This is a genomic window from Paenibacillus phyllosphaerae (assembly GCF_014192105.1).
GTDB lineage: Bacteria > Bacillota > Bacilli > Paenibacillales > Paenibacillaceae > Paenibacillus_Z > Paenibacillus_Z phyllosphaerae.
Genome location: NZ_JACHXK010000019.1, coordinates 60,979 through 86,274, shown reverse-complemented (window position 1 = coordinate 86,274; position 25,296 = coordinate 60,979). Strand labels below are relative to the sequence as shown.

The 25,296-nt window shown below is 54.9% G+C and carries 25 protein-coding genes; 19 read left to right on the top strand and 6 right to left on the bottom strand.

Features of this window, described 5'->3' with window-relative positions:
• Positions 1–33: 33 nt before the first annotated feature.
• Positions 34–933 (top strand): LysR family transcriptional regulator, encoded by a 900-nt coding sequence (locus FHS18_RS27425; RefSeq protein ID WP_183603582.1) that lies wholly within the window; start codon positions 34–36, stop codon positions 931–933.
• Between the two features lie 106 nt (positions 934–1,039).
• A complete protein-coding gene (locus FHS18_RS27420) occupies positions 1,040–1,834 on the top strand; it encodes a lipase family protein (RefSeq protein ID WP_183603581.1) in 795 nt (264 codons plus the stop codon).
• A 110-nt stretch (positions 1,835–1,944) separates the two neighbouring features.
• Here the strand turns inward: FHS18_RS27420 and FHS18_RS27415 are convergent, their stop codons facing one another.
• On the bottom strand, positions 1,945–2,727 hold the full coding sequence (locus FHS18_RS27415) for an exonuclease domain-containing protein (protein ID WP_183603580.1): 783 nt from the start codon (positions 2,725–2,727) through the stop codon (positions 1,945–1,947).
• A gap of 116 nt (positions 2,728–2,843) precedes the next feature.
• Here FHS18_RS27415 and FHS18_RS27410 point away from each other — a divergent pair, with 116 nt between their 5' ends.
• A complete protein-coding gene (locus FHS18_RS27410; protein WP_183603579.1) occupies positions 2,844–4,079 on the top strand; it encodes an MFS transporter in 1,236 nt (411 codons plus the stop codon).
• Between the two features lie 81 nt (positions 4,080–4,160).
• Here the strand turns inward: FHS18_RS27410 and FHS18_RS27405 are convergent, their stop codons facing one another.
• Positions 4,161–5,237 (bottom strand): permease, encoded by a 1,077-nt coding sequence (locus tag FHS18_RS27405; RefSeq protein WP_183603578.1) that lies wholly within the window; start codon positions 5,235–5,237, stop codon positions 4,161–4,163.
• Positions 5,238–5,391: 154 nt separating this feature from the next.
• On the opposite strand from FHS18_RS27405, the gene selD reads away from it, so the two are divergent.
• The 3 genes from selD to FHS18_RS27390 all read left to right on the top strand — a co-directional run bounded on the left by selD (position 5,392) and on the right by FHS18_RS27390 (position 8,802).
• A complete protein-coding gene (gene selD / locus FHS18_RS27400; RefSeq protein ID WP_183603577.1) occupies positions 5,392–6,447 on the top strand; it encodes a selenide, water dikinase SelD in 1,056 nt (351 codons plus the stop codon).
• A 25-nt stretch (positions 6,448–6,472) separates the two neighbouring features.
• The gene (mnmH, locus tag FHS18_RS27395; RefSeq protein WP_183603576.1) at positions 6,473–7,528 is read left to right on the top strand and encodes a tRNA 2-selenouridine(34) synthase MnmH; all 1,056 of its coding nucleotides are present in this window, start codon (positions 6,473–6,475) and stop codon (positions 7,526–7,528) included.
• A 380-nt stretch (positions 7,529–7,908) separates the two neighbouring features.
• Positions 7,909–8,802: a L,D-transpeptidase family protein gene (locus FHS18_RS27390; RefSeq protein WP_183603575.1), complete on the top strand. Its 894-nt coding sequence runs from the start codon at positions 7,909–7,911 to the stop codon at positions 8,800–8,802.
• A 75-nt stretch (positions 8,803–8,877) separates the two neighbouring features.
• Here the strand turns inward: FHS18_RS27390 and FHS18_RS27385 are convergent, their stop codons facing one another.
• Positions 8,878–9,951, bottom strand: a complete 1,074-nt coding sequence (locus FHS18_RS27385) for a ParB/RepB/Spo0J family partition protein (RefSeq protein WP_183603574.1) — start codon at positions 9,949–9,951, stop codon at positions 8,878–8,880.
• A 203-nt stretch (positions 9,952–10,154) separates the two neighbouring features.
• Here FHS18_RS27385 and FHS18_RS27380 point away from each other — a divergent pair, with 203 nt between their 5' ends.
• From FHS18_RS27380 to FHS18_RS27350, 7 genes are all read left to right on the top strand, one after another.
• The gene (locus tag FHS18_RS27380) at positions 10,155–10,916 is read left to right on the top strand and encodes an AAC(3) family N-acetyltransferase (protein WP_183603573.1); all 762 of its coding nucleotides are present in this window, start codon (positions 10,155–10,157) and stop codon (positions 10,914–10,916) included.
• Between the two features lie 51 nt (positions 10,917–10,967).
• Positions 10,968–11,834 (top strand): pirin family protein, encoded by an 867-nt coding sequence (locus FHS18_RS27375; RefSeq protein ID WP_183603572.1) that lies wholly within the window; start codon positions 10,968–10,970, stop codon positions 11,832–11,834.
• A 185-nt stretch (positions 11,835–12,019) separates the two neighbouring features.
• Positions 12,020–12,361: a hypothetical protein gene (locus FHS18_RS27370; protein ID WP_183603571.1), complete on the top strand. Its 342-nt coding sequence runs from the start codon at positions 12,020–12,022 to the stop codon at positions 12,359–12,361.
• Positions 12,362–12,425: 64 nt separating this feature from the next.
• Positions 12,426–12,635: a hypothetical protein gene (locus tag FHS18_RS27365; RefSeq protein WP_183603570.1), complete on the top strand. Its 210-nt coding sequence runs from the start codon at positions 12,426–12,428 to the stop codon at positions 12,633–12,635.
• Between the two features lie 298 nt (positions 12,636–12,933).
• A complete protein-coding gene (locus FHS18_RS27360; protein WP_183603569.1) occupies positions 12,934–14,001 on the top strand; it encodes a glucosaminidase domain-containing protein in 1,068 nt (355 codons plus the stop codon).
• 209 nt (positions 14,002–14,210) lie between these two features.
• Positions 14,211–16,247 carry a methyl-accepting chemotaxis protein gene (locus FHS18_RS27355; protein WP_183603568.1) on the top strand — a complete coding sequence of 679 codons (2,037 nt, stop codon included), beginning with the start codon at positions 14,211–14,213 and terminating at the stop codon, positions 16,245–16,247.
• Between the two features lie 158 nt (positions 16,248–16,405).
• Positions 16,406–17,623 carry an MFS transporter gene (locus FHS18_RS27350; protein ID WP_343060699.1) on the top strand — a complete coding sequence of 406 codons (1,218 nt, stop codon included), beginning with the start codon at positions 16,406–16,408 and terminating at the stop codon, positions 17,621–17,623.
• A gap of 84 nt (positions 17,624–17,707) precedes the next feature.
• On the opposite strand, the gene FHS18_RS27345 is transcribed toward FHS18_RS27350, so the two are convergent.
• Positions 17,708–17,914 (bottom strand): DUF1657 domain-containing protein, encoded by a 207-nt coding sequence (locus FHS18_RS27345; RefSeq protein WP_183603566.1) that lies wholly within the window; start codon positions 17,912–17,914, stop codon positions 17,708–17,710.
• A 143-nt stretch (positions 17,915–18,057) separates the two neighbouring features.
• Here FHS18_RS27345 and FHS18_RS27340 point away from each other — a divergent pair, with 143 nt between their 5' ends.
• The 5 genes from FHS18_RS27340 (at position 18,058) to FHS18_RS27320 (ending at position 22,710) form a co-directional block, all read left to right on the top strand.
• Complete coding sequence (locus FHS18_RS27340) at positions 18,058–18,918, top strand: DUF421 domain-containing protein (protein WP_183603645.1); 861 nt, start codon at positions 18,058–18,060, stop codon at positions 18,916–18,918.
• 19 nt (positions 18,919–18,937) lie between these two features.
• Positions 18,938–19,420 carry a stage V sporulation protein AC gene (gene spoVAC, locus FHS18_RS27335; protein WP_183603565.1) on the top strand — a complete coding sequence of 161 codons (483 nt, stop codon included), beginning with the start codon at positions 18,938–18,940 and terminating at the stop codon, positions 19,418–19,420.
• Between the two features lie 4 nt (positions 19,421–19,424).
• Positions 19,425–20,447 (top strand): stage V sporulation protein AD, encoded by a 1,023-nt coding sequence (spoVAD, locus tag FHS18_RS27330; protein ID WP_183603564.1) that lies wholly within the window; start codon positions 19,425–19,427, stop codon positions 20,445–20,447.
• Positions 20,447–20,812 (top strand): stage V sporulation protein AE, encoded by a 366-nt coding sequence (gene spoVAE, locus FHS18_RS27325; RefSeq protein ID WP_183603644.1) that lies wholly within the window; start codon positions 20,447–20,449, stop codon positions 20,810–20,812. Before spoVAD ends, spoVAE begins: the two co-directional genes overlap by 1 nt.
• A gap of 587 nt (positions 20,813–21,399) precedes the next feature.
• Positions 21,400–22,710, top strand: coding sequence for a beta-propeller fold lactonase family protein (locus FHS18_RS27320; protein WP_183603563.1), 1,311 nt, complete (start codon positions 21,400–21,402; stop codon positions 22,708–22,710).
• A gap of 42 nt (positions 22,711–22,752) precedes the next feature.
• Here FHS18_RS27320 and FHS18_RS27315 read toward each other — a convergent pair whose 3' ends face one another.
• Positions 22,753–23,529: an alpha/beta hydrolase gene (locus FHS18_RS27315; protein ID WP_183603562.1), complete on the bottom strand. Its 777-nt coding sequence runs from the start codon at positions 23,527–23,529 to the stop codon at positions 22,753–22,755.
• A 152-nt stretch (positions 23,530–23,681) separates the two neighbouring features.
• On the opposite strand from FHS18_RS27315, the gene FHS18_RS27310 reads away from it, so the two are divergent.
• The gene (locus tag FHS18_RS27310; RefSeq protein WP_183603561.1) at positions 23,682–24,698 is read left to right on the top strand and encodes a serine hydrolase domain-containing protein; all 1,017 of its coding nucleotides are present in this window, start codon (positions 23,682–23,684) and stop codon (positions 24,696–24,698) included.
• 37 nt (positions 24,699–24,735) lie between these two features.
• Here FHS18_RS27310 and FHS18_RS27305 read toward each other — a convergent pair whose 3' ends face one another.
• Positions 24,736–25,125, bottom strand: a complete 390-nt coding sequence (locus FHS18_RS27305) for a glyoxalase superfamily protein (protein WP_409348578.1) — start codon at positions 25,123–25,125, stop codon at positions 24,736–24,738.
• Between the last annotated feature and the right edge of the window lie 171 nt (positions 25,126–25,296).

The following is a 25,296-nucleotide window of genomic DNA, read 5'->3' as shown; positions in this document are numbered from 1 at the left end:
ATATACCTTTTAGGTATAGATGGGAGCCGGGCGATGGATTTACGCCAACTTAAATATTTTGTCACGATTGCGCAAGAAGAGCAAGTGACACGAGCAGCCAAAATTCTCAATATGGAGCAGCCGCCGCTCAGTCGTGCGTTGAAGCAGATGGAAGAAGAGCTCGGCGTTACGCTGTTCGACCGAACCGGCAAGCGGCTGAAGCTGACCGACGCGGGCAGGCTGCTTCGGCAGAAGGCCGAATTGCTGCTTTATCAATTCGAAGAAGCGATGAAGGAAGTGAAGGAGCGGGAAGAAGGCGTCAGCGGCGTCCTGTCGATCGGTTCCGTCGTCTCCTGCATCTCGCTGCTCCCCAAGCGGATCGAGCAATTCCGCAACCGATACCCGCAAATTACGTTTAAGATTGCAGAGGGCGATCATTTCTATCTGGGCGAGCAGCTGGATCGGCGTTCGATCGAGCTTATCGTCGCCCGCTTGCCCTTCGAAGCGATGCATGACGATCAAGAGTATCATGTGCTCACGCTGCCGTCAGATCCGTTCGTCGTCGTGATTCCGAGCGCATGGACCCAATATGAATCCGTTACGTCGATCCGCATGCGGGAGATCGCAGACTTCCCGTTCTTGACCTTGAAGACGGACAAGACGATGAGGATGCACCAGCAGGTCATGAACGAATGCAAGCGGCACGGTTTCGAACCGAACATTATTTGCGAATGCTCCAGCGTCGCCATTATCATGTCGCTCGTCGCCGAAGGAATCGGAGCGACCGTCTTCCCGAAGTCGGTCATGTCTTCGTTCCCGTCGACGATCGTGAAGATGCTGGACATCGAGGACGCCGATTTTCAGTCGGATGTCGGGATCTTGTGGCTGAAGAACAGGTACTTATCGAAATCGGCGCAGCTGTTCATTGAAGGCTTCCGGGAGTCACCTTTTTGACGGCATAGGCATTCAATGAGGGAATGAATGGGTTTTGAACCGCTCATACTACACATAACTGGCAGCTTGGACTGCAAACGGTAAGTAAAGGTGGTGTACTCAAATCATGATCGATAAGACGGTTGTAGCAGAATGGGATATCTACCTATTGGCAGGAATCGGTTCCACAAGGTCCTTCTTCCATGATTGCAAGCACGAGCTGAGGAACCGGCTTGCTACGGATGGGCTCGAGCCTTGCATTCGTGACCTATTCCCTTACGGGGATCAGACGCAAAGCATGGTTCGCCAGATTATGGAGGTTCACGGCGATATGTCCCGCTTCCGCAGCGCGGCGAGGAACGGCGGCAAATCGGCTGCGCAGCAGATCCGCGAGCGCTCGGCCGGACGGCCTGTCCTGCTGGTCGGTCACAGCGGAGGAGGCGTCGCTGCCTATCAGGCGGCTTGCATCCTGCATGATGATGGCGTGATCCCGGATTTTCACGTCATTCAGCTCGGATCGCCCAAAGTGCCTATCCGGAACGATCTTCGGAACCGCGTCAGCTTCTATACGGCGGTAGACAAAGCAAGGAACTATCGCGATCCGATTACCCGTCTTGGCAGCTGGGGAGGGTGGAGCCGGAGCAAGCTTGGCGTCTGGTATTGGGACAGGGCGAAGTACCAGCCCGGCGAGGTCGGGACGATTCCGCTAATTGGCGGACATCCGCATTATTTCCGCCACCGCGCGCCGTTCGTGCACGATGAGTTCGGCTCGAATTTGTCGCTGACCTTGAATGCGATTCTCGGCGAGGCGGCGATGGGAAGTGTGATGACGGAGCAAGATAACTACACGCGAGACAATTACGTTCAGGACAACTACGCGCAAGACAGCGCCCCTTCCATACAACCGATTCCCGAAGGATAGCCGGATACTCGTTTCCTGGCCGTTCGAAGTATGCTTCCTTCCGGCTTGATACACAATAACCCTACCGCTATTGGAAGCGGCAGGGTTATTTGGTCTTGTTTGAACGGAAATTAAGAAGGCATTGGCGTCTGCTGTTTGGCCGTCTGAGGACGAGCGAGCTCATCGTTGAAATAAGCGAGCAGCTCGGCAACCTTGCGCGGATCGGCAAGCGATACCTTGTCCTTCAGATAATGCTCCACCATGAGCTCCCATGTCGGCGCGACGCGCTGCGAGCGCATTCCGCGGATCGCGTTCTTCACCATCCGGCGTTCCTTGGCGTTCGAGTAGGCATCCTTGAATTGCTGGCTGCGGTCGAAGTCCAGGTGCGGGAATATGGCTTGCATGATCTTGGCGGTCATGATCGCATCGTCGAGAGCGCGATGGGCTGATCCGGTCGATTCAATCTGAAGTTCGGCGAGCGCAGCTTCGACGCTGACATCGTTCGTTACGTTCTTATGGCGCAGATAGCCCTTCAGCAGATCGAAGTAGGTGACCGCCATCCAGTAGGCGTCATCGATCTTGTGCATTCTTGTATCGAAGATAATGCGCTTCAAATCCTCGCCGCCCCAGGTAATAAGAAGGAAGGACTCGCTCCGTCCGAGCCATTGCGTAAATTCGGCGATGACCTTCGGGAATCCGTCGGCTACGTCGATATCCGCTTGGGGAATGCCGGTTTTCTTCTTAATGAAGCCGTTCAACTTGGAGAAGTAAACGGGCTTGATGAGCGATGAAAAGACGTCCACCTGATTCAGGTTCTCATCCAGACGGACGGCGCCGATCTCAATGACCTCCATAGGCAGGTCGCTGGCGAACTTGCGGCCGTTAAATTCAATGTCCAACACGATATAATCCACGATAAGGCCTCCTGGTTCGTTACTCGTGGTTTCATTCTAACAGAAAATGAAGCACAGATGACATTCTTGAGCGATTGTTTGCAAAAAAAGCCGCTGGCATGGGAGGAAAGGTCTGCATGGAAAATACGTCCTTGCTCAAAGAACCCAAGACGAGAAAGCTGCTGCTGAGCGCAGGCTTAAGCTGGTTATTCGATGCGATGGACGTCGGCATGGTGTCCTTTATCGTCGCGGCGCTGGCCGTGGAATGGCAGCTTGGCGCGCAGCAGATCGGTTTGTTATCCGCCGTGAATTCGGTAGGCATGGCCGTTGGCGCCGCATGCGCCGGCATTCTCGCAGACAAATACGGAAGACGCTCCGTGCTCGTCTGGACCCTGTTAATATTCTCGCTGGCGAGCGGATTGTCGGCCTTGGCGACAGGCTTCGTCATGCTCTGCCTCCTCAGATTCGTCACCGGTTTCGGCTTGGGCGGCGAATTGCCGGTCGCCTCCACGTTGGTGTCGGAATCGGTCCCGGTCTCCGTTCGCGGTAAAGCGGTCGTGCTGCTGGAAAGCTTCTGGGCCGGCGGATGGATTATATCCGCGCTTATATCGTACTATGTGATTCCGCACTACGGGTGGCGGACGGCCTTCGTCATCGGCGCGCTGCCGGCGCTCTATGCCATCTACCTGCGGCGTGCCATTGACGATTCACCAAGGTTCAAGCAAGGCTCGAGCAAGCGGCTAGGCTTACTCGAGCGGATAGCTGCGGTATGGCAGTCCGACAATCGGCGGGCGACCTTGATGCTGTGGATTTTATGGTTCACCGTAGTCTTCTCGTATTACGGCATGTTCTTATGGCTGCCGACCATCATGGTGAAGCAAGGATTCAGCCTGGTGAAAAGCTTCGAGTATGTGCTCATTATGACGCTGGCCCAATTGCCGGGGTATTTTACAGCCGCATACTTAATTGAAAGGTTCGGGCGCAAATTCGTCCTTGTCTGCTACCTCATGCTCACTGCGGTCAGCGCGCTATGGTTCGGCACGGCACAATCCACCGGGATGCTGCTGGCAGCCGGCATCAGCCTGTCCTTCTTCAATCTTGGGGCATGGGGCGGCATGTACGCCTATACGCCTGAATTGTACAAGTCCGATATCCGTTCGACAGGCGTGGGACTTGCCGCTGCTTTCGGAAGGATCGGTGGCGTCATCGGCCCTTATCTCGTCGGGGCTCTTGTTGCGGATGGCGTATCGATTCGAGCGATCTTCACGCTCTTCTTCATAACGGTGCTGATCGGAGCGGTAGCCGTGCTCGTATTGGGGAAAGAAACGCGAGGCATAGATCCGGATCTCTCAGAAGCTAGGCGAGCGGGCTGACCCTACGGATAGGAAGAAAAAAGACGAGCTGGCGTGTAAGGCGCGTCAGCTCGTCTTTGTACCAGAAGCGATATTCCAACCTTACAACAGGACAGCCCCGATAATGCCGCTCAGAATGCCGAGCGCAATGACGGATCCGAACACGAACCACACGACCCGAGCCGGGAAGGAGCGTCTGATCATGAGCAGCGAAGGGAGGCTGACGGCCGGCAAGGTTACGATCAGGACCGAAGCGATGCTGGCTCCGAAGCCGTAGGACATGAAGGCCTGCGCAATCGGTATCTCCGCCGCGGTCGGGATGACGAACAGCGTACCTGCGATCGCGAACAAGATCAGCATGAGAATGCTATTGAGCGCGGTATCATCCAGCGTCGGGAAGAGCCAGGCTCTCGCGGCGCCGAGCAGCAGAACGGCTATGAAATAAGCAGGGACGACGTGAAGCAGCATCGTGCCCAAGCTTTTCATCCAACGAATGAAGAGCGGCTGGCTGTCCGCCTCTCCGGCATCCATCGGCTGTAGCACTTCGCTCTCGGTGAATGTCTGCTCGCCCGCGATCCTATTCGCCCAGTAACTGACGCCGAACGTGAGAATCAGTCCGAACACGAGCCGCAGCAGCGTGAATTCCCAGGACAGCACGAATGCCATGAAGATGAGCGTTGCCGGATTGATCATCGGGTTGCCGAGCCAGAAGGCAAGCGCGGCGCCGGCGGATACATTCTTCTTGCGCAAGCCGACGGCGATCGGCGCGGCGCAGCAGGAGCACATCATGCCGGGAATGGCAGCCGCACCGGCAATCGCGGTGCTGCGAAAGTTTGTTTTGCCCAGCACACGCAGCAGCCAGCCCGACGGAATGAGCACTTGCACGAGCGATCCGAGCAGAATCCCGAGAATCGCCGCTTTCCAGACGGCTTTATAGTACGTGACGGCGTAGCTCCATGCGGCGTCCCATGAAGGGTCCGGGGCAGTGTCGGCACCGCCGTATAGAATCGAGGAACCGATCGTATGCTCGCCGATCGCTTTGATTGCCTTATGGTAGTAAGGCCACCATTTGACGTAGGTAAGCCCTGCGGCTGCGATGACGAGGAAGAGAATGATGAACACAATCGTTTTCTTGCTCGGGCCATGATGCCCGTGCATGGTGGGAGAACTGTTAGCCATGTTTACCTCCGTTATCTTGTTGTCAAGTGTTATTATACTATAGGACAAGGTGAAATTTTGCAATGGCGGGTCGGATTCGTGTACGATCAAGAAGAAGCATCCCATTGAATGATGTTGCCTCATTACTATTCACCTATAGAAAGGATTTGCCATCATGCCACAAGAAACGCCTATCAAGCTAACTTCGCTTTCTTCCAAAGGAGGCTGCGGTTGCAAAATCGGCCCTGCCGATCTGCAGCAGGTACTGCGCAGCTTGCCGCCCGTAGTCCCGAATCCCGACCTGCTCGTCGGACTCGATACGAGCGATGACGCCGGGGTATACCGGCTTAACGATGAGCTGGCGCTCGTCCAGACCGTCGATTTCTTCACGCCGATTGTAGATGATCCTTATTCCTTCGGCCAAATTGCGGCTGCGAACGCCATCAGCGATATCTACGCGATGGGCGGAAAGCCGCTGACCGTTCTCAATATCGTCGCATTCCCGATCTCAACGCTCGATAAGCAGATACTGGCCGATATTCTGCGCGGCGCGGCCGACAAGGTCGCTGAAGCGGGCGCTACCTTGGTTGGCGGCCACTCGATCGACGATAAGGAGCCGAAATTCGGAATGGCGGTCACGGGTCTTATCCATCCGGAGCGGGTGAAGACGAACGCGGGCGCGAAGCCGGGCGACAAGCTCATCCTGACTAAGCCGATCGGCGTCGGCATCATGACAACGTCGATCAAGAAGGATCAATTGTCCGAGGAAGAAGTCGCTCGCGTAACGAAAGTCATGGCGACGCTCAACAAGACGGCTGCCGAAGTGATGAGCGGCTACGACGTACATGCTTGCACGGACGTCACGGGATTTGGCTTACTGGGACATGCCTCAGAGATGGCCAAGGGCAGCGAAGTCGGCGTGCGGATCGTGAAGGAGCAGGTACCGGTGCTGCCGCGTGTCCGCGAGCTGGCTGAACAAGGCTTCGTCCCTGGGGGCACGAAGAACAATTTCGCGCATGTGTCTCCTTCGGTCATCTTCGACGATGCGCTGGATCAGATCGACCAATACATTCTGTGCGATGCCGTCACATCGGGCGGTCTGCTCATCGCGGTCGCGCCTGAGCAAGCGGAAGCTTTGCTTGCCGCGCTGCTCGCAGCCGGCGTAGAAGCAGGCATGATTGGCGAAGCGGTGAATGAGCACCCGGGACAAATTGTCGTCGCCGTACGTTAGTTCGAGTCGAAGGAGAGAGGCTTAAGTGTTCCAAGATATCACCTTAGAAGAGATGCGAGCCCTTCGCCAGTCGAAGAAAGTCACGATCATCGACGTCCGCTCCGAATCGGAGTATGCCGACAGCTCGATACCGGGCAGCTTGAATATACCGATATTCACCGATAATGAACGGGCCGAGGTTGGCACGCTGTACAAACAGACCAGCATCCAAGCCGCGAAGGATCGGGGGCTTGCGATCGTGTCGGCCAAGCTCCCTGCCTTCATCCGCGAATTCAGCGAGATCGAAGGGAGGAAGGTCGTCTTCTGCTGGCGAGGGGGCATGCGGAGCAAGACGACCGCCACGGTGCTGTCCTTGATGGACATTCATGCGTATCGCCTGGTTGGCGGATTCCGCACGTACCGCAAGTGGGTCGTCGAGCAGTTAGCGGATTTCGAGATGAAGCAGGATGCCTACGTGTTGCACGGCAATACCGGTACGGGCAAAACGGCGCTGCTCCATAAGCTCGCGGAGGAAGGGCATCCCGTGCTCGATCTCGAGCAGCTTGCCGGCCATCGGGGCTCGATATTCGGCCACGTCGGCATGAAGGCGAGCAATCAGAAGTCGTTCGAGGCGGCCTTGCTCGAAGAGCTGCTGCGTCTGCAAGATAAACCCTATCTGTTCTTCGAGGCCGAGAGCAAGCGTATCGGGAAGGTCGTGCTGCCGGAATTTCTCGTCCGCAAGAAAGAAACCGCAACATCGCTGTGGATCGAGACGCCGCTTCAAGCGCGTGTCCGCCAAATTGTGGAGGACTACGAGCCGTCGGCGCATCAAGCGGACTATCTCGCGGCATTCGGACAGATCAAACGCCGCCTCCATACGCCGATCGCCGCCGAGATCGAAGCTCACTTGAAGCAAGGGCAATACGAGCAAGCGATCGCGTTGCTGCTCGAACATTACTATGATCCGCGCTACGAGCACTCGTCGGATCAATACGAGATCAGCCCTAAGCAAATTCGCATCGATGCAACAGGCCTTGACGATGCATTTGAACAAATATTAGAAGAGCTGCAGTTGGATCAGAAATACTCAAGTATCAAGTAACGACAAGACAATTAATTCCGCTCTCGAAGAGGGCGGTTTTTTGTTTTAAAAGGAAAAAAGTAAAAGTAAAGCGTGTCCCCGAAGGGGACGAAAGCGAGGGGTGGCACGTTGTCGATCATCCCGCCCCGAAGTCCGCCAACCTCCCCAAGGCAAACCGTAACGAACGAAGCTCGAAAGAAAGCTTTGTCCAAATCGGAACTAAGAGAGGGGACTTAGGGGAGGTGGTACTATGTCTGCCGGAGGCAAAGCGGATCGGTATACAACATGTATGTCTATTCTTTAGAAATTCTTAAGCGATCACACTGTCGTTAGACAACTTCTTCCATAATATACTGATTAAGAATTTTTAATCTTGGAAAGGGAGGTTGTCTGTTGTTGTTATGAGGTGTATACGCAGCTTTCTAGCGCTGTCGCTCGCTCTCATCATTAGCTGTGTATGGCTGGCTCCAACCTACGTGGACGCAAGCTCTGCAGATAGTGATCTCATCATCGTGAACAAGAAGACGAACAAACTTGCCTATTTTACAGGCGGGAAGCTGGAGAAGGTGTTCCCGGTCGCTACGGGCAAGACGCCGAGTCTGACGCCGGAGGGCAGCTTCGAGATCGTGAACAAAATCAAGAATCGGCCTTATTACAAGGAGAAAATTCCCGGCGGCGATCCCAAGAATCCGCTCGGAGACCGTTGGATTGGCCTCGATGTAGACGGGACGAACGGAACGACCTACGCCATTCACGGGAATAACAATAAGAAGTCGATCGGCAAGTACGTAAGCGCAGGATGCATCCGCATGTACAATGATGACATCCATTGGCTCTTCCCCAAAATCAAGCTCGGTACGATCGCGGTCGTGACCACCTCCTCGCTGTCCTTTGAGGAATTGGCCGTTAAGCATGGATATTCGCTCGGCGTGCAGCCATTCACGGGCATTATGATCCTCGATGGGAAAGAAATTCCGCTGAAGCAGCAGATGATCATCTCGAACTCGAGAATTTATATCCCGCTTCGCGCTTGCTTCGAGCTCCTCGGCGGAACGGTGCTGTGGGACAATAAGACGCAGACAGCAACCGCCAAGGTAGGCACGCGCACCATCACGCATGTACCGCTGACGAAGACCGCCACCGTGAACGGCAAAGCTTATGCGATTGAACCGTCGCTCAGCATCAACGACACGACCATGCTCCCGCTGAAAAATATGTCCGAGTTGTCCGGTTACACCGTGCAATGGGACAACAAGAAAAAAGCCATCATACTTACGTCGCCAGCGCAATCGTAATCGTCCTTGCAACGCAAAAACCTCCGGATGTCTTTGAGACATCGGAGGTTTTTGTTGTTTTACGACAGGTATAAGTTACGGCGTTAAGAGTGCGATCTTCAATTCTTCCTTCACGTTCTTCCATTCTTGGAGATGCTGTTCGAGGTTCGCCAGCAGTCCGTCGATCTCCAGCAGCATGGCCGCTTGCTTATCCGGTGTCAGCGAGGCCTGCGACTTGCGCAGCGCATCGGCCAGCGGGGCAGAAGCGGGCACGGCGCCTGCGATCTTGCGAAGCTTCGTCTCGATTGCCGTTGCTTTCAAGCTTTCTTCAGGTGCGGCTGCCTCTTGCGATTCGCTCGGCTGCGCCGAAGCATTCGCCGCAGCCAGCGCGCGCGCTTCCTCCGCTTGTTTCTTCGCTTCGGCTTGTGCCGCCTGTTCCTCCGCCAGTTTCGCGCGGTACTTGCGATTCTGCTCATGCGTATACCAAGTCTCCAGCAATTCATGACCGCTCTTGTATAGCAGCTTGTCCTTCGTGCTTGCCGACATGTCCGGATCCTTGAACAGCTTGGCGATCTTCTTCACGTCGCTGACAGGCAGTTCATCACGGGCAATGATGAGCGCCAGCGGGTCGCGATGCTCCATCGGCAGATCCTTGATCGGCAGCAGCTGGTCTTCGATGAGCTGATCTTTCTTGATCTGCGTGCCGCTGACGATCAGCTTCCGTACCGCCTTGCCGAACTTGAGCAGCTCGCATTTGTTCTTAATGTACGTCTCCGTCTTGCCGAGCTTGCCTGCGAGAAACTTGGTTGAGCTGTTGAACTTCGAATCCTTGAGCAGCTTCTGGAACGCCTCGGCTTCCTCGATCGGCGAGAAGCCTTCCCGCGTCAGATTCTCGGCGATCTGCTCCAGATAGATCTCGACCTCGTCCGTCACGTTCGAGACGAGACAGGGGATCGTCGCTTTGCCCAGCATCTGGCTGGCCTTGTAGCGGCGGTTGCCGTAGATGATTTTGTACCGGCCGTCCGGCGTCGTTCTAACCTTGATCGGCGATAACAGCCCCAGCTCGTCGATGCTCTTCATGAGTTCTGCCAAGGCTTCTTCATTAAACTGGTATCGCGGCTGATCCTTATCTTCATCGATCAAGTGCATTTCAATATTGATGATATCCATGTTGTTCGCTCCTAACGTTAACAAACTGCCTATCGGCTATGATTACGGTATGCCTCGTGCTGACAGCTCTTGGCGACAAACGTAATTATAAGGGAAAGCGGCGCTCGATAGCTAGTCTTGACGTATGCAAGCCAAGGAAGAGGAGTCCGGCGTCCGTGCAGCGAATAGGTTCGTATGGAAGCGAAGAAAGGAAGAGACGAAGCATGTATACGAAATCCGAATTGCTCGCGCAGATGGAAGCGCTGAATATTGATCCGACCGGCACAATCTTGATTCATTCCTCGATGAAACAGATCGGGAGCGTCGAAGGCGGCGCCGAAACCGTTCTCGATGCCTGGCGCACCTATATGGAGGCAGGCTTGCTCGTGCTGCCGACGCATACATGGCGGACGATCAACGCCGATAATCCGAGATTCTATGTAGCGGATTCCGAGGTCTGCGTCGGGATCCTGCCGGAGCTGTTCCGAAAGCAGGAAGGCGTCATCCGTTCCTGGCATCCGACGCATTCGGTCGCGGCATGCGGGAAGGACGCGGCGCAATTCACGGCGGGCGACGAACGATGGGATACGCCATGCGCCAGAGAATCCGCGTGGGGCAAGCTGCTGGATCGCAAAGCGCAAATCTTGCTCGTTGGCGTCGACTTACGGCGCAATACCTATATCCATGGCATCGAGGAATGGTGCGATATCCCAGGAAGACTGACCGATTCTCATCAGCCGCTCGTTACCGTTCTGCCGAATGGCGACGAGATACAAGTGCCGTCGCGGCGCCATCATGGGCTGAGCTGGTCGAAACATTTTTGGAAAGTGGATGAAGTATTGGTATCTCTTGGGGCCATGACGACAGGCAAACTGGGCGATGCGCTCGTGCGGGTATGCGATGCGGAGCGAACGTATGAAGTGCTCGCGCAGATGCTGGCAGCGAATCCGGATCTGTTCTCGGATAATGAGCCGCTGAAGAAATAAACTAGGCAGGTATGCATGAACGTCACAGATAGCCTGGAGAGGAAGAGTAAGATGAGCGACAACGTATTCGAACGAGCGATTAAACAGGTGTGGACGGCGCACAAAAATCATTTGGGACCAGGTCATCAGAACAGCCTGATCCTCGAACCGGGGAATTGGCGCGCGTATGATCCATTCCTGTTCCTGGCCGAGGATTGGTTCACGCGAGGCTCGTTCGATGTTCACCCGCACCGCGGCATCGAGACGGTGACCTATGTAATGGAAGGCAAGCTTGAGCATTATGACAGCGCAAGCGAAGAACAGGATGAGCTGCTGCCAGGCGACGCGCAGTGGATGACCGCTGGCCGCGGCGTGATCCACAAGGAGGATCCGGCTCCGGGCGAGACGGTCCATTCCTTGCAGCTGTGGGTCAATTTGCCGAGCAAGGACAAGATGACCGCGCCGCGCTATCAGAATTTGCGCAGCGCGAATATGCCCGTTCGTCAGGAAGCAGGGGCGACGATACGCGTATTCTCCGGATCTTCGGGCGGCGTAACGGCTTCGACGCACAATTTTACGCCGATAACGATGGTTGAATTGATTGTGGAGCCTGGAGCGTCGGTGAAACAGGAATTGCCTGGAACGTATAACGGATTCTTCTTCGTCCTCGAAGGGGAAGGCAAGTTCGGCCGCGACGAGACGATCGGCACCGAACGGAGCGCGCTATTATTGGAGCGTGCAGGAGATCATGACAGAAGCGAGGTGACGATCACGGCGGTCAGCAAGCTTCGGGTGCTGCTCTATGCCGGCGAGCCGCTGGGTGAACCGATCGTGGCGCGAGGACCTTTCGTCATGAATACGGAAGAACAAATCAGACAAGCGTATCAGGACTATCGCGAAGGCAAATTCGTCACCTTTGGCGCCTCGTCGGAACACTAATATTCAAGATCTGGATGGTTCTGGAACCTGGTCCTAATTAGGGCCGGGTTTTCTTATTCCCTAAACTCGGCGGGATGACGTATAGCGCAGCCTGTAAAAAAAATTTGCCCCCAATGAACAAATCGCGTACCTCAGCCGTCCTATTACCGACAACATTGAAGCACAATATTGGAGGGTGATGCGAAATGTCCAGACAAGTTCAAATAGAAGATCAGCAATTGGTGCTCCACTTAACCGGATTAACGAGCGTGGGCGCTCTGAAACGCGAGGTCGCGATTCCTTATAGCAGCATCAAGAGCGTAACGGTGGAGGATTTCAAAGTATCGCTGCTTAAGTTTCGCGTCGGCACCTCGATTGCCGATATTCGTCAAGGCCGTTTCCTGATCGGCGACCGCTGGTGCTTCATCTCGTACGAGAACCATCGCGACGTCGTCGTACTCGAGCTAAGCGGGCATGAGTTCGGCAAAGTGGTGTTCCAGATCGACAATCCAGAAGAAGTGAAAGCGCAGATCGAAGCCCGGATATAGCTGTCACGGCATGTTTATCGCCTTCTATAACCGTGTATTAACGTTACAAAAGGAGGCGTTGTCCATGTCGAATCAACCGCAGCGTGAAATCGAGACGAATCCCGTGCCGGAAGTGAACCCGAGGACAATTCCGGAGATACCCGATTCCGGTAATCAAAAGCCGGAGATCGACACGAACACACCTGACCGTGAACGGGAAGTGCCGCAGGAGATTCCGCCGGAGGTGGCGCCGACCGAGCTGCCGAAGCTTCCCCACGAGCTGGATCCCGAATAAATAAGGCAGAGCATTAGACGTTAAAGGTTCACCATTCGTACATGACATTCGATCGTAAGCATCGTTCTTCGACTGCTGCTTACGATCGAATGTCTTTTTTTGTGCGTATGAAGGTATTGTGAAACACGCGCGAAACCCTTGCCATTGCTGGCTTTTTCACCATTCCTGAAGTTAGAGGCGCCACTTGCTCGGCCGTGTTTTTTGTACAGGATCGAACATATTCCCACGGACAAGAGAGTATAGTGGTTAAAGTTAATTCGTAAGCTTCGACCCAAATCTTCAGGAAGAGGTGAAAGTCTTGCGTAAATTGCAAATTCATAAGCTTTTCGTTTATCTACTGAGCGTGACCCTGATTTTGACCTTGGGCATGAATTTCCGTATATTCGCGGATCCTGCCCATGAGCCAGCTCCTGATAAGATGCAAGCCCAAGCCGATACATATGTATCATCGCCTGTACCTACACATAAGCTCGCCGCTCCCGCCATCAATGCCGTTCCAACTGTCAAGCCGAACACTACCCCTACAGCGAAGCAAGCCTCTCAGACTGCCAAGCCGACGGTTGCCGCAGCTGCCAAGACAGCCACAGTGAAGCAGGCCGCCGCCGAATACGAAGTGACCGCCTATTACTTGAATGTGCGCATGAACGGATATAGCACCTCGCAGATTCGCGATATTGTGAAAAAAGGGGACATCCTTAAGGTTGTCCGCACAACGGCCGGCGGCTGGCTTCAGCTCGAGGGCGGAGGCTACGTACACGGGGGATACGCGAAGCTTGTCAGTCCGTCTGCTGCTCCCGCTTCCCAACCGGTGACAACGGCAGCCACCAGCCGAAGCGATGCGCTTCCGATCAAACCTGCCGTCGCGGCGGCCAAGTCAGCGCCTAAAGCCACCAACGCTGTAGTGAAAGTTCAAACCTTAGAGCTAGAGGAACCGAATCAGCCCAAATCGGCTGTCAAATCCGACTCGGGATTATCGAAGGAACATATTGCGGCGATTCTGAAAAATACGGCCCTGGCGGGTCAAGGATTGGAAGAGGTGATCCTTGCCGTCGAAGAGGAATACGGCATTAACGCTTATTTCACCATCGCGGTGATGAAGCTGGAGAGCGGTAACGGCAAGAGCAAGCTCGCCAAGAGCAAAAACAATTTATTCGGACTGAACGCCATCGATGGCAAGCATCACAAAGCGTTTAGCTTCAAAACCAAAGGGGACAGCGTGCGCAAGTTCGGACAGCTGATCTCGAAGAGTTACCTCGGCAAGGGCTATACGACCATTGAGAAGATCGCGAAGAAGTATTGTCCCGCGAATCCCAAGTGGCCGAGTCTCGTCAGCCGAATTATGAAAGCCGACTATCGAAAATTGTGACCGGGTTGCGCCTTGGCGTAAAATCCGATCATTCCCATAAATAAGCTTGATAAAAAAGCCAGGTTCAAATCCCATTGGGGTGAGGAGTCTGGCTTTTATATTTCCCCTTCATTCCCCCTCTATTACGTCCGATAGTAATACTAGAATCTATCTCAATTGTATAGACAAAATCACCCGGATGAGTCTTGGGTGGAGGGGGAACAAGTTACATGAAGCAACAACGTAAGCAAGCGGATGGATCACCGCCTAAGATGGTCTTCCTCTCGATCCGTAAGATCCTCATCGGATCCTTTGCCATTATTCTGTTCGTACCGACGCTATTGCTCGCGTACTTCTCGTATCAGACGGCAAAAGAAAAGATCGACGATCAAATGGTCATGGCAGCTGAAGAAAACCTGAATCTGCTCAATGCCATGCTGGACAGTTTCGTAGAGGGCAAGAAACAAAGTACGGACCTGCTGTCCCAGTCGTTACCTGATCTAAGCTTGGTTCAATCGGGGAATGGAACCAATATCGGCTCGAATGATCAAGTGCGCAATCAGCTTGTTACCGTGAAGGCCACGCATGATGATGTCGAAATGGTATTCATCGGCACGGAAGCGGGACTGTATATGGACTCGGCCGAAGTGACCAAAATCGCGACTGACTATGACCCGCGCAAACGGGGCTGGTATACGCAAGCGAAAGAGAATAAAGGCTCTGCGATCGTCACTTCGCCCTATATTTCCGCGGCAACCGGCAATCTCATCGTCACAATCGCCAAAGAGACCCCTGACGGCCAAGGCGTCGTCGGGTTATCCGTTCAATTGGTCAAACTGGCGGAGATTACGAAGAATGTCAGGATCGGCGAAGAAGGTTATGTATTCCTAAGTGACTCCTCCCGTAAATACGTGTACCATCCGTCCTACGAAGCGGGGGAAGAGGCTGAGCAAACGGCAACGACGGATCAGCTGTATGCCGCAGAATCCGGTTACTTCAGCTTTAACTCCAGCAATGATCAGTCAGGCATGCGAATGATCTTCCAGACGAACGACATGACAGGCTGGAAGCTGGCAGGGGTGATGTACGAACAAGAGGTGGAAGGCGAGGCTTCGACAATCTTCCAGGTAACGCTGATCGTGCTAATCCTCTCGATTATCGTCGGCGCGCTTCTGGTTATCTATATCGTGCTCTCTGTCCTTCGTCCGCTTCGCCGGATGAATGATGGTTCGCTCCGGATTGCGGAAGGCGATCTATCGACCGATATCGAAGTGAAGCAGATGAACGAATTCGGCGTGCTCAGCACGAACTTCAACAAGATGGCGGGATCGCTGCGCACCTTGATTCACCAGGTTAACGAGAATGCGATGCAGCTGGCAGCGGCTTCCGAGCAGCTGACGGCGAATTCGGAGCATATCTCTACGTCCTCCGAGCAGATCTCCCACACGATCGAAGAAGTCGCTCACGGTTCTGTTCAGCAGGTCGAGCGCGTGCAAGATACGCGCAACGAGATGAACGACATGGCTTCCCAGCTAAGCCACATTGCCAGCCGCGCCGATGACGTAACGGCTGCTGCCGGTTCGGCGCAAGTGACGGCGACCGATGGCAATGAAGCGATCCAGACCGCGGTAACGCAGATGAATTCGATTGGCCAAAAGGTCAAAACGTTATCTGACGATGTATCCGGCCTTGGTCAACGATCCGCCGAAATCGTCAAGTTCGCTCAGGTCATTACGGATATTGCCTCGCAGACGAACCTGCTGGCTCTGAACGCTTCCATTGAAGCGGCTCGAGCAGGCGAGCAGGGTAAAGGATTTGCCGTCGTCGCATCGGAGATCAAGAAGCTCGCGGAGCAATCTAGCAATTCGGCGCAGCAAATCTCTCAACTCATCGCCGCGATTCAGAAGGATACGCAAGTAACGGTTACGAGCATGGAGCTGGTATCCAGCGAAGTGCAGTCCGGCGTATCGCTTGTGGACGATGCGGGAAGTTCCTTCCAGGAAATCATGGATTCGATCGCCGCCGTTGCGCTGCAGATCGACAAGGTCTCGACAGCGGCTGGGCAGATGAGCGGCAATGCGGCGAATGTCCTCCAAGCGATCGAGGTCGTATCCGGCATATCGGAAGATGCCGCCGCCAGCATCCAACAGGTCGCAGCGAGCACGAAGGATCAGCTGCTGTCGATGCAAGAGGTTGCTTCCGCATCGACGATGCTCAGCAAGATGGCGGAAGAGCTTCAGGATACAGTTGGAAAATTCAAAATTTAGCGCGCTATATTAACGGAAGGCCTGCGAGTGATCGCAGGTTTTTCGTTTTTTAGTCGAGTGCTTGTACAGAAGCTTGCCGGATTCGAAATCCATCGTATACAATGAACGGATGTCCGCATCACGTTTTTACATCTAGGAATGCAAGGAGTGTCCAAGTAGTGTCTGCATTGCGTTTAACTTCTGAAGTATCTGCTCGTTACCGGTTTATTATGCTCCTGCTCGTCGTTGTCGTGGCAGGTGCGAGCCAAGGGTTGTTATTGCCGCTCTTATCGATCCTGCTGGATCATGCCGGCGTTTCGTCCGACATGAATGGCTTGAATTCTACCGCGCTGTATATCGGCACCTTCTGCACGATGTTTTTCATCGAGAAGCCTGTCGCCCGTTACGGGTACAAAAAAATAATCGTCGCCGGCGTTCTGCTCGTCACGTTATCGATGCTTATGTTCCCGGTCAGTGACGCGCTGCTCATCTGGTTCGTCCTGCGCCTGCTCATCGGCATCGGCGATAGCTCGCTTCATTATGCGAGCCAGCTGTGGATCGTCAGTTCTGCTCCTGCGGATCGCCGAGGGCGATATATCTCGCTCTATGGCATGTCGTACGGCGTCGGTTTCAGCATCGGTCCGCTCGGGATTAACTTGCTGCCGATCGGCCAAGCGGCCCCGTTCCTCATCGTCGGCTTATTGTTCTTCATCGTCTTACTGCTTCTGTTGCGCATTCCGAATGCGTTCCCGGAGAAAGCGCCGCCAGGAGCGGTAACCGAGAATCGTTTTGTCCGCACCTATCGGCTGGCCTGGTTCGTCTTGATCCCAAGCCTGCTCTACGGCATCATGGAATCTTCGATGAACAGCAACTTCCCGTTATATGCGCTGCGTATTGATCTGACCCAAGGGTGGATTTCGCTGCTGCTGCTCTCGTTCGGTATCGGCGGCTTAATACTTCAGCTTCCGCTCGGCATCTGGAGCGACAAGATCGGCCGCAAGCCGATTCTGATGACAGCCGCTATCCTTGGGGCATGCATGTTCTTCCTCGTACCGTTAGCCGGAGACAATGTAGCGCTGCTTATGATCTTATTTGCGCTTGGCGGCGGTTTGGTCGGTTCATTCTACTCGCTAGGACTTGCCTATGCGGCAGATATATTGCCGCGCGCGATTCTGCCGGCCGCGAACGTCATTGCCTCTATCCATTTCAGCATCGGCAGCATCCTGGGTCCGAGCGCAGGCGGTTATAGCATACGATATATCTCGGCTTCCAGCACGTTCCTGGTGCTCGGCGCGTCGTTCTTGATTTTTGGCTTGCTCGGGTTCTGGTTCCGCCCGCACAAGCAAGTCGATAAGCCGCAGGAAAGTGTTCAGCCATCTGCAACCATCTCCCATTAACGTTACGAACGCGAATAAAACGAACAAAAACCCGGTCCACCTGAGCAGGTGAGCCGGGTTTTTGCCGTTCTTAGGGAGTTGATCTTAGAAACCTTTGTACTGCGGTTCCTCGTTCTCGAGCTGCTGCACGCGTGACGCAACCTGATCGACGATCGTTTGCGTCTGCTGCGCTGCTTGCGCAAACATATTCTTCGCATCTTGATTCTGCGTCGCCAGCGCGTACGATTCCAAGCTGGCTTGCGCGCTCTTCAGCGACGCCAAGGTGGTCTTTACTTGAGCTGCTACGGTCATGGTCCAAGCCTCCTTCCCGAAGAAAATACATGTGGTAACGTAACCAGTTTCGCGCAAAATATTACACCCTGCGCATTTTCATAATCTTCGGCTCGAGGTGCACAATATGGCTGTCCTGACATACGAGGAAGGGAATGAAACGAATGCAGGATTGGACATGGGTATTGCTGCGGGCATTAGGATCTGTCGTCATCTTGTTTGCGCTGACCCGCATCTTAGGGAAGAAGCAAATTTCTCAACTGACCTTTTTCGAATACGTGACCGGGATTACGCTCGGGGAAATTACCGGCTATCTTTCCACCGATATTGAGAATAATTATTTTCACGGCCTGGTTGCGATGTCCGTGTGGTTCTTCCTGCCGTTTATCGCCGAACTGTTGACGCTGCGGAGCAAGAAGCTGCGCGAATGGTTCGAAGGCAAAGGTACGATTGTGATCAAGGAAGGCAAAATCCTGGAGGACAATCTGAAAAAGGAACGATACACGGCGGACGAGCTGCTCGAGCAGCTGCGGACGAAGAGCGTGTTCCGCGTCGCGGACGTCGAATTCGCCATGCTGGAATCGAGCGGGGATCTCAGCGTCCTGCTGAAGAAGGAGAATCAGCCGCTCACCCCGGCGAATATGGGGATTCAAGTCGCGCCGGAAGAAGAGCCGCAGACGGTCATTATGGATGGCAATATCATGGATGAACCGCTGTCCACGATCGGCCTCAACCGCGGCTGGCTGCATACGGAGCTCGAGAAGATTGGCATTCCGCTCGAGAATGTGTTCCTGGGGCAAGTCGATGCCTTGAAGCAGTTGTATGTGGATTTGTATGATGATCAGCTGAATGTGCCTGAGCCGCAAAATAAAGCCGTGCTGATGGCCACGCTTAAAAAATGCGCGGCCGATCTGGAATTATACGCCTTATCCGTGCAAAATCCGGAGGCGAAGGTTATGTACGGGGATTGCTCGGAACGCATGTCGAAGGTGGCGAAGGATATGGTTCCGCTGTTGACGCGTTAAGGAAGGAGCGTGGGCTGACGTGAGAGAGTTCACGAAGAGCAAGCAGAAGAAAGTTACGGCCGTTCAGCTGGAGTATCAGACCTTGGCCAAGTCGCTGGAGCCGCCGCGCCCGGTGTTGCGCAATTGTTACCGGGCATTCATCGCCGGCGGCGCGATCTGTTTCCTCGGCGAGGCGTTGATGAAGATGTTCCAGACGTACTTCGGCTTCACCGAACAGACGGCAGGCAATCCGACCGTAGCCGTCCTGATCCTGCTGTCGGCCATCTTAACGAGCCTCGGCGTCTACGACAAACTGGCGCAGTGGGCCGGCGCAGGCAGCGCCGTTCCGGTGACCGGTTTTGCCAATTCGCTCTGTTCGGCCGCGATCGAGCATAAGCGTGAAGGACTGGTGCTAGGCACGGGCGGCAATATGTTCAAGCTGGCCGGATCGGTCATCGTATTCGGGACGGTCGCGGCGTTCGCGGTCGGAATGATCCATTGGATAATCGGAATAAAGGGGTGATCAGATGCTGCAGGGACATCAAAGCTGGCGGTTCGACCAGCAGCCGGTCATCTTGTCGGCGGCATCGGTCGTCGGGCCGGATGAATGTGAAGGACCGATCGCGGAAGATTTCGATATCGGCCATGGCGATCTGATGGTCGGGCAGAAGAGCTGGGAGCAAGCGGAGAAGAAGCTGCTCGAAGAGGCAGCGACCTTGGCGCTCGAACGGGTGCATTTGTCCAAGGAGAACATTCAATTCTTCATCGGCGGCGACTTGATGAATCAGATCATCAGCAGCGGCTTCACGGCGCGCACGCTAGGTATTCCTTACTTCGGCGTATTCGGCGCGTGCTCCACGTCGATGGAGAGCTTGGCGCTTGCCGCGCAGTTCGTCAACTCCGGATCCGCCAAGTATGCCATGGCCGGCACGTGCAGCCACAACTGCACGAGCGAGAAGCAGTTCCGCTATCCGACCGAGTACGGCTCGCAGAAACCGCCGACCGCGCAGTACACGGTAACGGGCGCTGGCGTTGCGATCGTCGCGGCTGAAGGCGACGGCCCGGTCATAACTCGCGCCACGATCGGTCGAGTCATCGATATGGGCATTACCGATCCGTTCAACATGGGAGCGGCGATGGCGCCGGCCGCCGTCGATACGATTCAGGCGCACTTCCGCGACTTCCGGATCGAGCCGGGTTATTACGATCTGATCGTCACCGGGGATTTGGGCCGAGTCGGTTACGACATCGCCAATGCTTTGTTCGATAAGCACAACTTCCCGATCACCCAGACCAATTATTACGATTGCGGTCTAATGATCTATGATCTGAACAAGCAGACGTTCGTGAACTCAGGCGGCAGCGGTTGTGCCTGCTCGGCGACCGTCACGTACGGGCATCTGCTCAAGCGGTTGAAGAAAGGCGATCTGAACCGCATTCTCGTGGTGGCGACCGGCGCCTTATTCTCTCCGATCTCGTTCCAGCAAGGCGAGAGCATCCCTTGCATTGCGCATGCCGTCGCGATCGAGAACAGGGGGAGCGCGTCATGATGGACTTTGTCTGGGCCGTGATTATCGGCGGCGCGATCTGCGTCATCGGCCAACTGATGATGGATGTCGGCAAATTGACGCCGGCCCATACGATGTCAATCCTCGTCGTAGCGGGAGCCGTGCTCGACGGCATCTCCTTCAACGGCACGAGCCTGTACGACCGCTTCATTGACTTCGCCGGCGCAGGCGCCACGGTGCCGATCACGAGCTTCGGCAACGCGCTCGTCCACGGAGCTACCAAAGAGCTGCAAGAGAACGGCTGGATCGGCATCTTCATGGGTATCTTCGAAATCACAAGCGCCGGCATCACCGCCGGGATCGTCTTCTCGTTTTTGTCAGCGTTAATCGCCAGACCAAGAGCATAGTTGAGAATAGAATTATTACAGGCCTGAACGGAATATGTTCAAGGCCTTTTTTCTTATAGGCATTAAGGTAAGCGTGTCCACGAAGTGGACGTCAAGCGAGTGTCAGCTCATTATCCGCTAATGACTCGAACCAAACAGGTCACCTCCCAAGGCACGAAGTAACGAACGAAGCTCGAAGAAAAGCTTTGTCCCCTGAACGGAAGTTATACTAACGAACAATATGGGACAACGCGAGCCCACCACGAAAGGACAAATCAACGACGGCCGCGTAACGAGATTCGCCTAATACGGGTGTCAAGAGGGCCGGGGCTAAAAGTTTTCCGGAGGAAAACTCGCTACGGAAGCATAAGCTTTGTTCCCCTCGGCGGAGGGGGAAGGGGCGAGGGAGAAGATAAGAAGTGGAAGGCGAAATCTGGGATGAAAGTAAGGTAATGTTGAGAAAGCAGGTGCTTGAGGGTGCAACCCTCAATTTTTTGGTGGAAAATAAAAGTTCCCCATTGGGGCGAGGGGAAACAGGCGAAAAATAGGGTTCTCTCTCACGACACGCTCATAGACTAGAGTATGGTCACGAAGAGAGGAGACGGTCTATGCCCATTCTGGATTCAGGACTTCTAATCAATGCCGCGGTAAACAAGACAGCGAAACTTATGGTATCGGTCATAAATACGGGACTATACGTACCGTCTATTCGCATGGAACTCTATACGGTCCAGCTGGCGGGGGCGACGGAAGGTTACGGCAAACTGTGCGCGCTGGATTCGCAGAGGATGATGCTGTCGCGCAGCGGCGTGGAAGAATCGGTCTATCTGGCGTCATTCGACGTTAACTGGCTGGACACCTTCGGCATTCGCATTCTGGCGGACGGCCTCGGAGCCAATGACGTAATCGCGACCGTCACGGAACTTGATGAACAAGGCGCGGTGCTGCGCCGCCGGCTGCTGGAGCCTTCGGCCGTTCGGTTGGAGGAGTATCAGCTGGCTTATATCGTCAATCATGCCCAGCATTCGGTCACGGTCATGCAGACGGTGACGCATGCGAGAGTGGCCGCGATTCAGCTGCCAAAGGGAAGCCGGCCTCGCCATATTGCCGCTTCGCCGGACGGTGCGCGCGTCTATCTGACGTGCCATGGCGACCGGACCGTCAAAATCATTGAGAACCTGACCTATAACAGCGAACGGGACATCACGTTCCCCGGTTCGGCCGTCCCCTATGCGATCGCCTTATCGAACGACGGGCGCAAAGCGTATGTTACGACGCTGGTGACCGACGCCTTCCATATCATCGACACGGATACGGGGCGAATCCAGCACACGGTGACGCTGCCCGTTTCTTGTGAAGCCTCGGCAATTGCCCTGTCGCCTGATGGGAACAGCATCTGCATCTGCATGACGGGCGCAGCCAAGCTTGTCTTGATGGATGCGGAGTCCGGCCAGGTCCGTACGGTCGTTCAGCTCCCCGAGGGCAGTCAACCTTCGTCGGCCGCCTTCCTGCCGAACGGAAGCGCCATCTACGTCACCGATGTCAAATACAATTGCGTCTTCGTGATCCAGATCGAAGGGCGATTGGTCGCCGCTCGCGTGGAGCTCGAAAAAGGCGGCAAGCCGAGTGCGGTGATGATTACGCCGGATGGCGCATTAGCCTATATCGCGAACCGCGAAGGCGACGAGCTTACGGTGATCAATACGGCGCGTCAAGAAGTGCTCACTTCCGTTGAACTTCCGAGCGGCAGCAGCGCGAACGGACTGGCGTGCACCAGCGACGGCACCAAGATTTATGTGCCGCTGCTCTCCTTCGGCTATGTCGCCGTCATCGACGTGCAAAGCCAGCTGCCGATCGCCATCGTGCCGACGGGCAGCTTTCCGTCCGCGGTTGCCATTACGCAGCAGCCGCCCCTATAAATCAAAGAGGCTAGGGTCTATACCGACCGTAGCCTCAGTTGTTTATGTACGCCTTGCAAGCGGCAGCCACTCGAGCACGCGCTTGATTTTCATATCCCAGTAGCCCCATTCGTGCTCGCCGGGTTCTTCCTCATAAGTAACGTCGATTTGATGTTGGCGCAAATAGTCCCGGAACTTCACATTATCCTCATACAGGAAGTCCTCGGTGCCGCAGCATTGATAGAGGGCAGGCCGCTTGGCATCCGACTTAGCCAGTTGCGCGGCGAGCGCGAACAGATCGTCTTGGCTGCCCGTGAAGGTGTCCTTCGTGCCGAAGATGCGCTCGAACTCGGTCTTGAAGTGCGTGTAGAAATGGTTCATATCCATCGCCCCGGACAAGCTTGCTGCGGCCGCGTACCGGTCCGGACAGCGCAGGCCAAGCTTGAACGCGCCATATCCGCCCATGGACAGCCCGGCGACGAAGTTATCTTCGCGGCGATCCGACAAAGGGAAGAAGGAGCGGGCGATCGCCGGCAACTCTTCGCTAACGAACGTCCAATAGTTGTAACCGTGCTTCATGTCCGTATAGAAACTCCGATGAACGGCCGGCATAACGATCGCAATGCCGTAGGCCGCGGCATACCGCTCGATCGACGTGCGGCGGAGCCAGATCGTATGGTCGTCGGACAAGCCGTGAAGCAAATATAACACCGGGAATTTGCCCGTTCCCGCAGTTGAATCCATGCCGATCTGCGTTACCGTCTGTTGGGGCAGAATGACGTTCATGGATGTGGACAAGCCCAAAGTCTCCGAATAGAAATCGCATTGAATCAATGCCATTGCTCATTCCTCCATATCGCAATAATGTCTCGTATCCAACACATTGTAGCATTTCATCGGTCGCGAGCGCAGCCCCTCGTTATATAATGATTGGGTTCATGTTTTCGCCAAACGCGGTTAATGCTACATAGATAGGGAAGGAGCGTGGTGGCATGAAACGATTTCAGGAGCTGGAATCCTTCGAAGCCGGAACGGACGCGGAGGTTGGCCTAGATGATAAGCGCATAGCGCGGCATATACCGGAGTGGACCGCATGGAAAGTGAAAGATGTCGTCCTGCTCAAGGGGGATCGTCTGCTGATCGACTATCATGAATCCGGCTCGGATCGGGTTGGTGCCGTCTATTCGGTAACCAAGAGCATCCTGTCCGCGCTGATCGGCATCGCGATCGACCGGGGAGAGCTGGGCACCCTGCATGACAGCGTATCGATCTACTTCCCGGAACATGAAGACGTCATCGATCTCGATCCGAGGAAGCGGGACATTCAGATTCGTCACCTGCTCGCGATGACGCCGGGCTTCGATTGGCCGGAGTTCGATAAGCCCTACTGGGCGATGAAACGAACCGATGATTGGGTGCGTTACGTATGGGAGCGTCCGATGGGCCACGTGCCCGGCGAGGTATTCACGTATAATTCAGGCGGTTCCCACCTGCTGTCGGCGCTGCTCCGCCGGGTTACGGGCCGGGATGTATACGATTATGCCGAGGAGCATCTCTTCCGCAAGCTGTCCTTCCGCAAGCCGAGATGGAATCACGCAGGGGGCGTACATGAAGGCGGTGCGGGGCTGCATCTCAGCGTGCGGGATATGGCCAAATTCGGTCAGCTTTACTTGCGCGGCGGGAGATGGGGAGATGAGCAGGTGCTGCCCGCAGATTGGGTTGCGCAATCGACGAAGATGCACCATAAGGGCTTCAGCCATTATGAACCTCCGATCTTCGGCGCATACGGTTATCATTGGTGGATCTCTTCGAAGGAGCATAATGGCGAGGTGGACTGCTTTTTTGCCAAAGGGTATGGCGGGCAGTATATCTTCGTTGTGCCGGAGGTTGATCTCGTCGCCGCGATTCGCAAAGAACCGACGGACAAGAGTGAGGCGATCTATTCGAAGCGCGTGCTGTTCGAACATCTTTTGCCTGCCATTATAGACGGGCGGCTCGCTCCCGTATAGGGAAGCAAGCCGGTGTACGTGCTGCGTATGGCGCATCTCATTGCACAGGCTCATAGAAGACAAGCCGGTTGCCGAAAGGATCGCCTACCCGGATTTCACGCGTCCCCCATGGCGTCTCTTCAAGACCGGGACGAGCGTAGCCGTAATGAGTTGCCGATAGCTTGCGATGGAAGTCCGCCACGCCGGTTGTCGCGATGCGGATCGCGGAGCCGGGCGTACAATCGCCATGATGCTCTGACAAATGAAGGATGCAATTTCCCAAGCTCATCTGCATGTAGAGCGGCATGCCCGGTTCGAAGCGGTGCTCCCAATCGACGGCGAAGCCTAAATAGCCGTTATAGAACTCGAGGGCTTTGGTCACGTCGAACATACGCAAGATCGGAATGACGGATTGCAGCGAATAATCCGCAGGTTGAGGGTTGGACACGAAGATCAGCTCCTTGTCGGGAATCAAGACCATACGTACGGTGACCATATATTGACATTACAGAGGAAGACTGTCAAGCTGAACCTGATTGCGCGCAAGGCAGCGCCATTGGACTCGCGGGCAGTCTTTTTCTCTTGTTCAGCATTTTTTTTAGTTCATATTGGGTTCATT

Excerpts from the sequence above, each read along its gene's own strand:
- FHS18_RS27425 (WP_183603582.1), top strand. The coding sequence starts at position 34 with ATGGATTTACGCCAACTTAAATATTTTGTCACGATTGCGCAAGAAGAG.
- FHS18_RS27420 (WP_183603581.1), top strand. The coding sequence starts at position 1,040 with ATGATCGATAAGACGGTTGTAGCAGAATGGGATATCTACCTATTGGCA.
- FHS18_RS27410 (WP_183603579.1), top strand. The coding sequence starts at position 2,844 with ATGGAAAATACGTCCTTGCTCAAAGAACCCAAGACGAGAAAGCTGCTG.
- FHS18_RS27405 (WP_183603578.1), bottom strand. The coding sequence starts at position 5,237 with ATGGCTAACAGTTCTCCCACCATGCACGGGCATCATGGCCCGAGCAAG.
- selD (WP_183603577.1), top strand. The coding sequence starts at position 5,392 with ATGCCACAAGAAACGCCTATCAAGCTAACTTCGCTTTCTTCCAAAGGA.
- FHS18_RS27390 (WP_183603575.1), top strand. The coding sequence starts at position 7,909 with ATGAGGTGTATACGCAGCTTTCTAGCGCTGTCGCTCGCTCTCATCATT.
- FHS18_RS27385 (WP_183603574.1), bottom strand. The coding sequence starts at position 9,951 with ATGGATATCATCAATATTGAAATGCACTTGATCGATGAAGATAAGGAT.
- FHS18_RS27380 (WP_183603573.1), top strand. The coding sequence starts at position 10,155 with ATGTATACGAAATCCGAATTGCTCGCGCAGATGGAAGCGCTGAATATT.
- FHS18_RS27375 (WP_183603572.1), top strand. The coding sequence starts at position 10,968 with ATGAGCGACAACGTATTCGAACGAGCGATTAAACAGGTGTGGACGGCG.
- FHS18_RS27370 (WP_183603571.1), top strand. The coding sequence starts at position 12,020 with ATGTCCAGACAAGTTCAAATAGAAGATCAGCAATTGGTGCTCCACTTA.
- FHS18_RS27365 (WP_183603570.1), top strand. The coding sequence starts at position 12,426 with ATGTCGAATCAACCGCAGCGTGAAATCGAGACGAATCCCGTGCCGGAA.
- FHS18_RS27355 (WP_183603568.1), top strand. The coding sequence starts at position 14,211 with ATGAAGCAACAACGTAAGCAAGCGGATGGATCACCGCCTAAGATGGTC.
- FHS18_RS27345 (WP_183603566.1), bottom strand. The coding sequence starts at position 17,914 with ATGACCGTAGCAGCTCAAGTAAAGACCACCTTGGCGTCGCTGAAGAGC.
- FHS18_RS27340 (WP_183603645.1), top strand. The coding sequence starts at position 18,058 with ATGCAGGATTGGACATGGGTATTGCTGCGGGCATTAGGATCTGTCGTC.
- spoVAD (WP_183603564.1), top strand. The coding sequence starts at position 19,425 with ATGCTGCAGGGACATCAAAGCTGGCGGTTCGACCAGCAGCCGGTCATC.
- spoVAE (WP_183603644.1), top strand. The coding sequence starts at position 20,447 with ATGGACTTTGTCTGGGCCGTGATTATCGGCGGCGCGATCTGCGTCATC.
- FHS18_RS27320 (WP_183603563.1), top strand. The coding sequence starts at position 21,400 with ATGCCCATTCTGGATTCAGGACTTCTAATCAATGCCGCGGTAAACAAG.
- FHS18_RS27315 (WP_183603562.1), bottom strand. The coding sequence starts at position 23,529 with ATGGCATTGATTCAATGCGATTTCTATTCGGAGACTTTGGGCTTGTCC.
- FHS18_RS27310 (WP_183603561.1), top strand. The coding sequence starts at position 23,682 with ATGAAACGATTTCAGGAGCTGGAATCCTTCGAAGCCGGAACGGACGCG.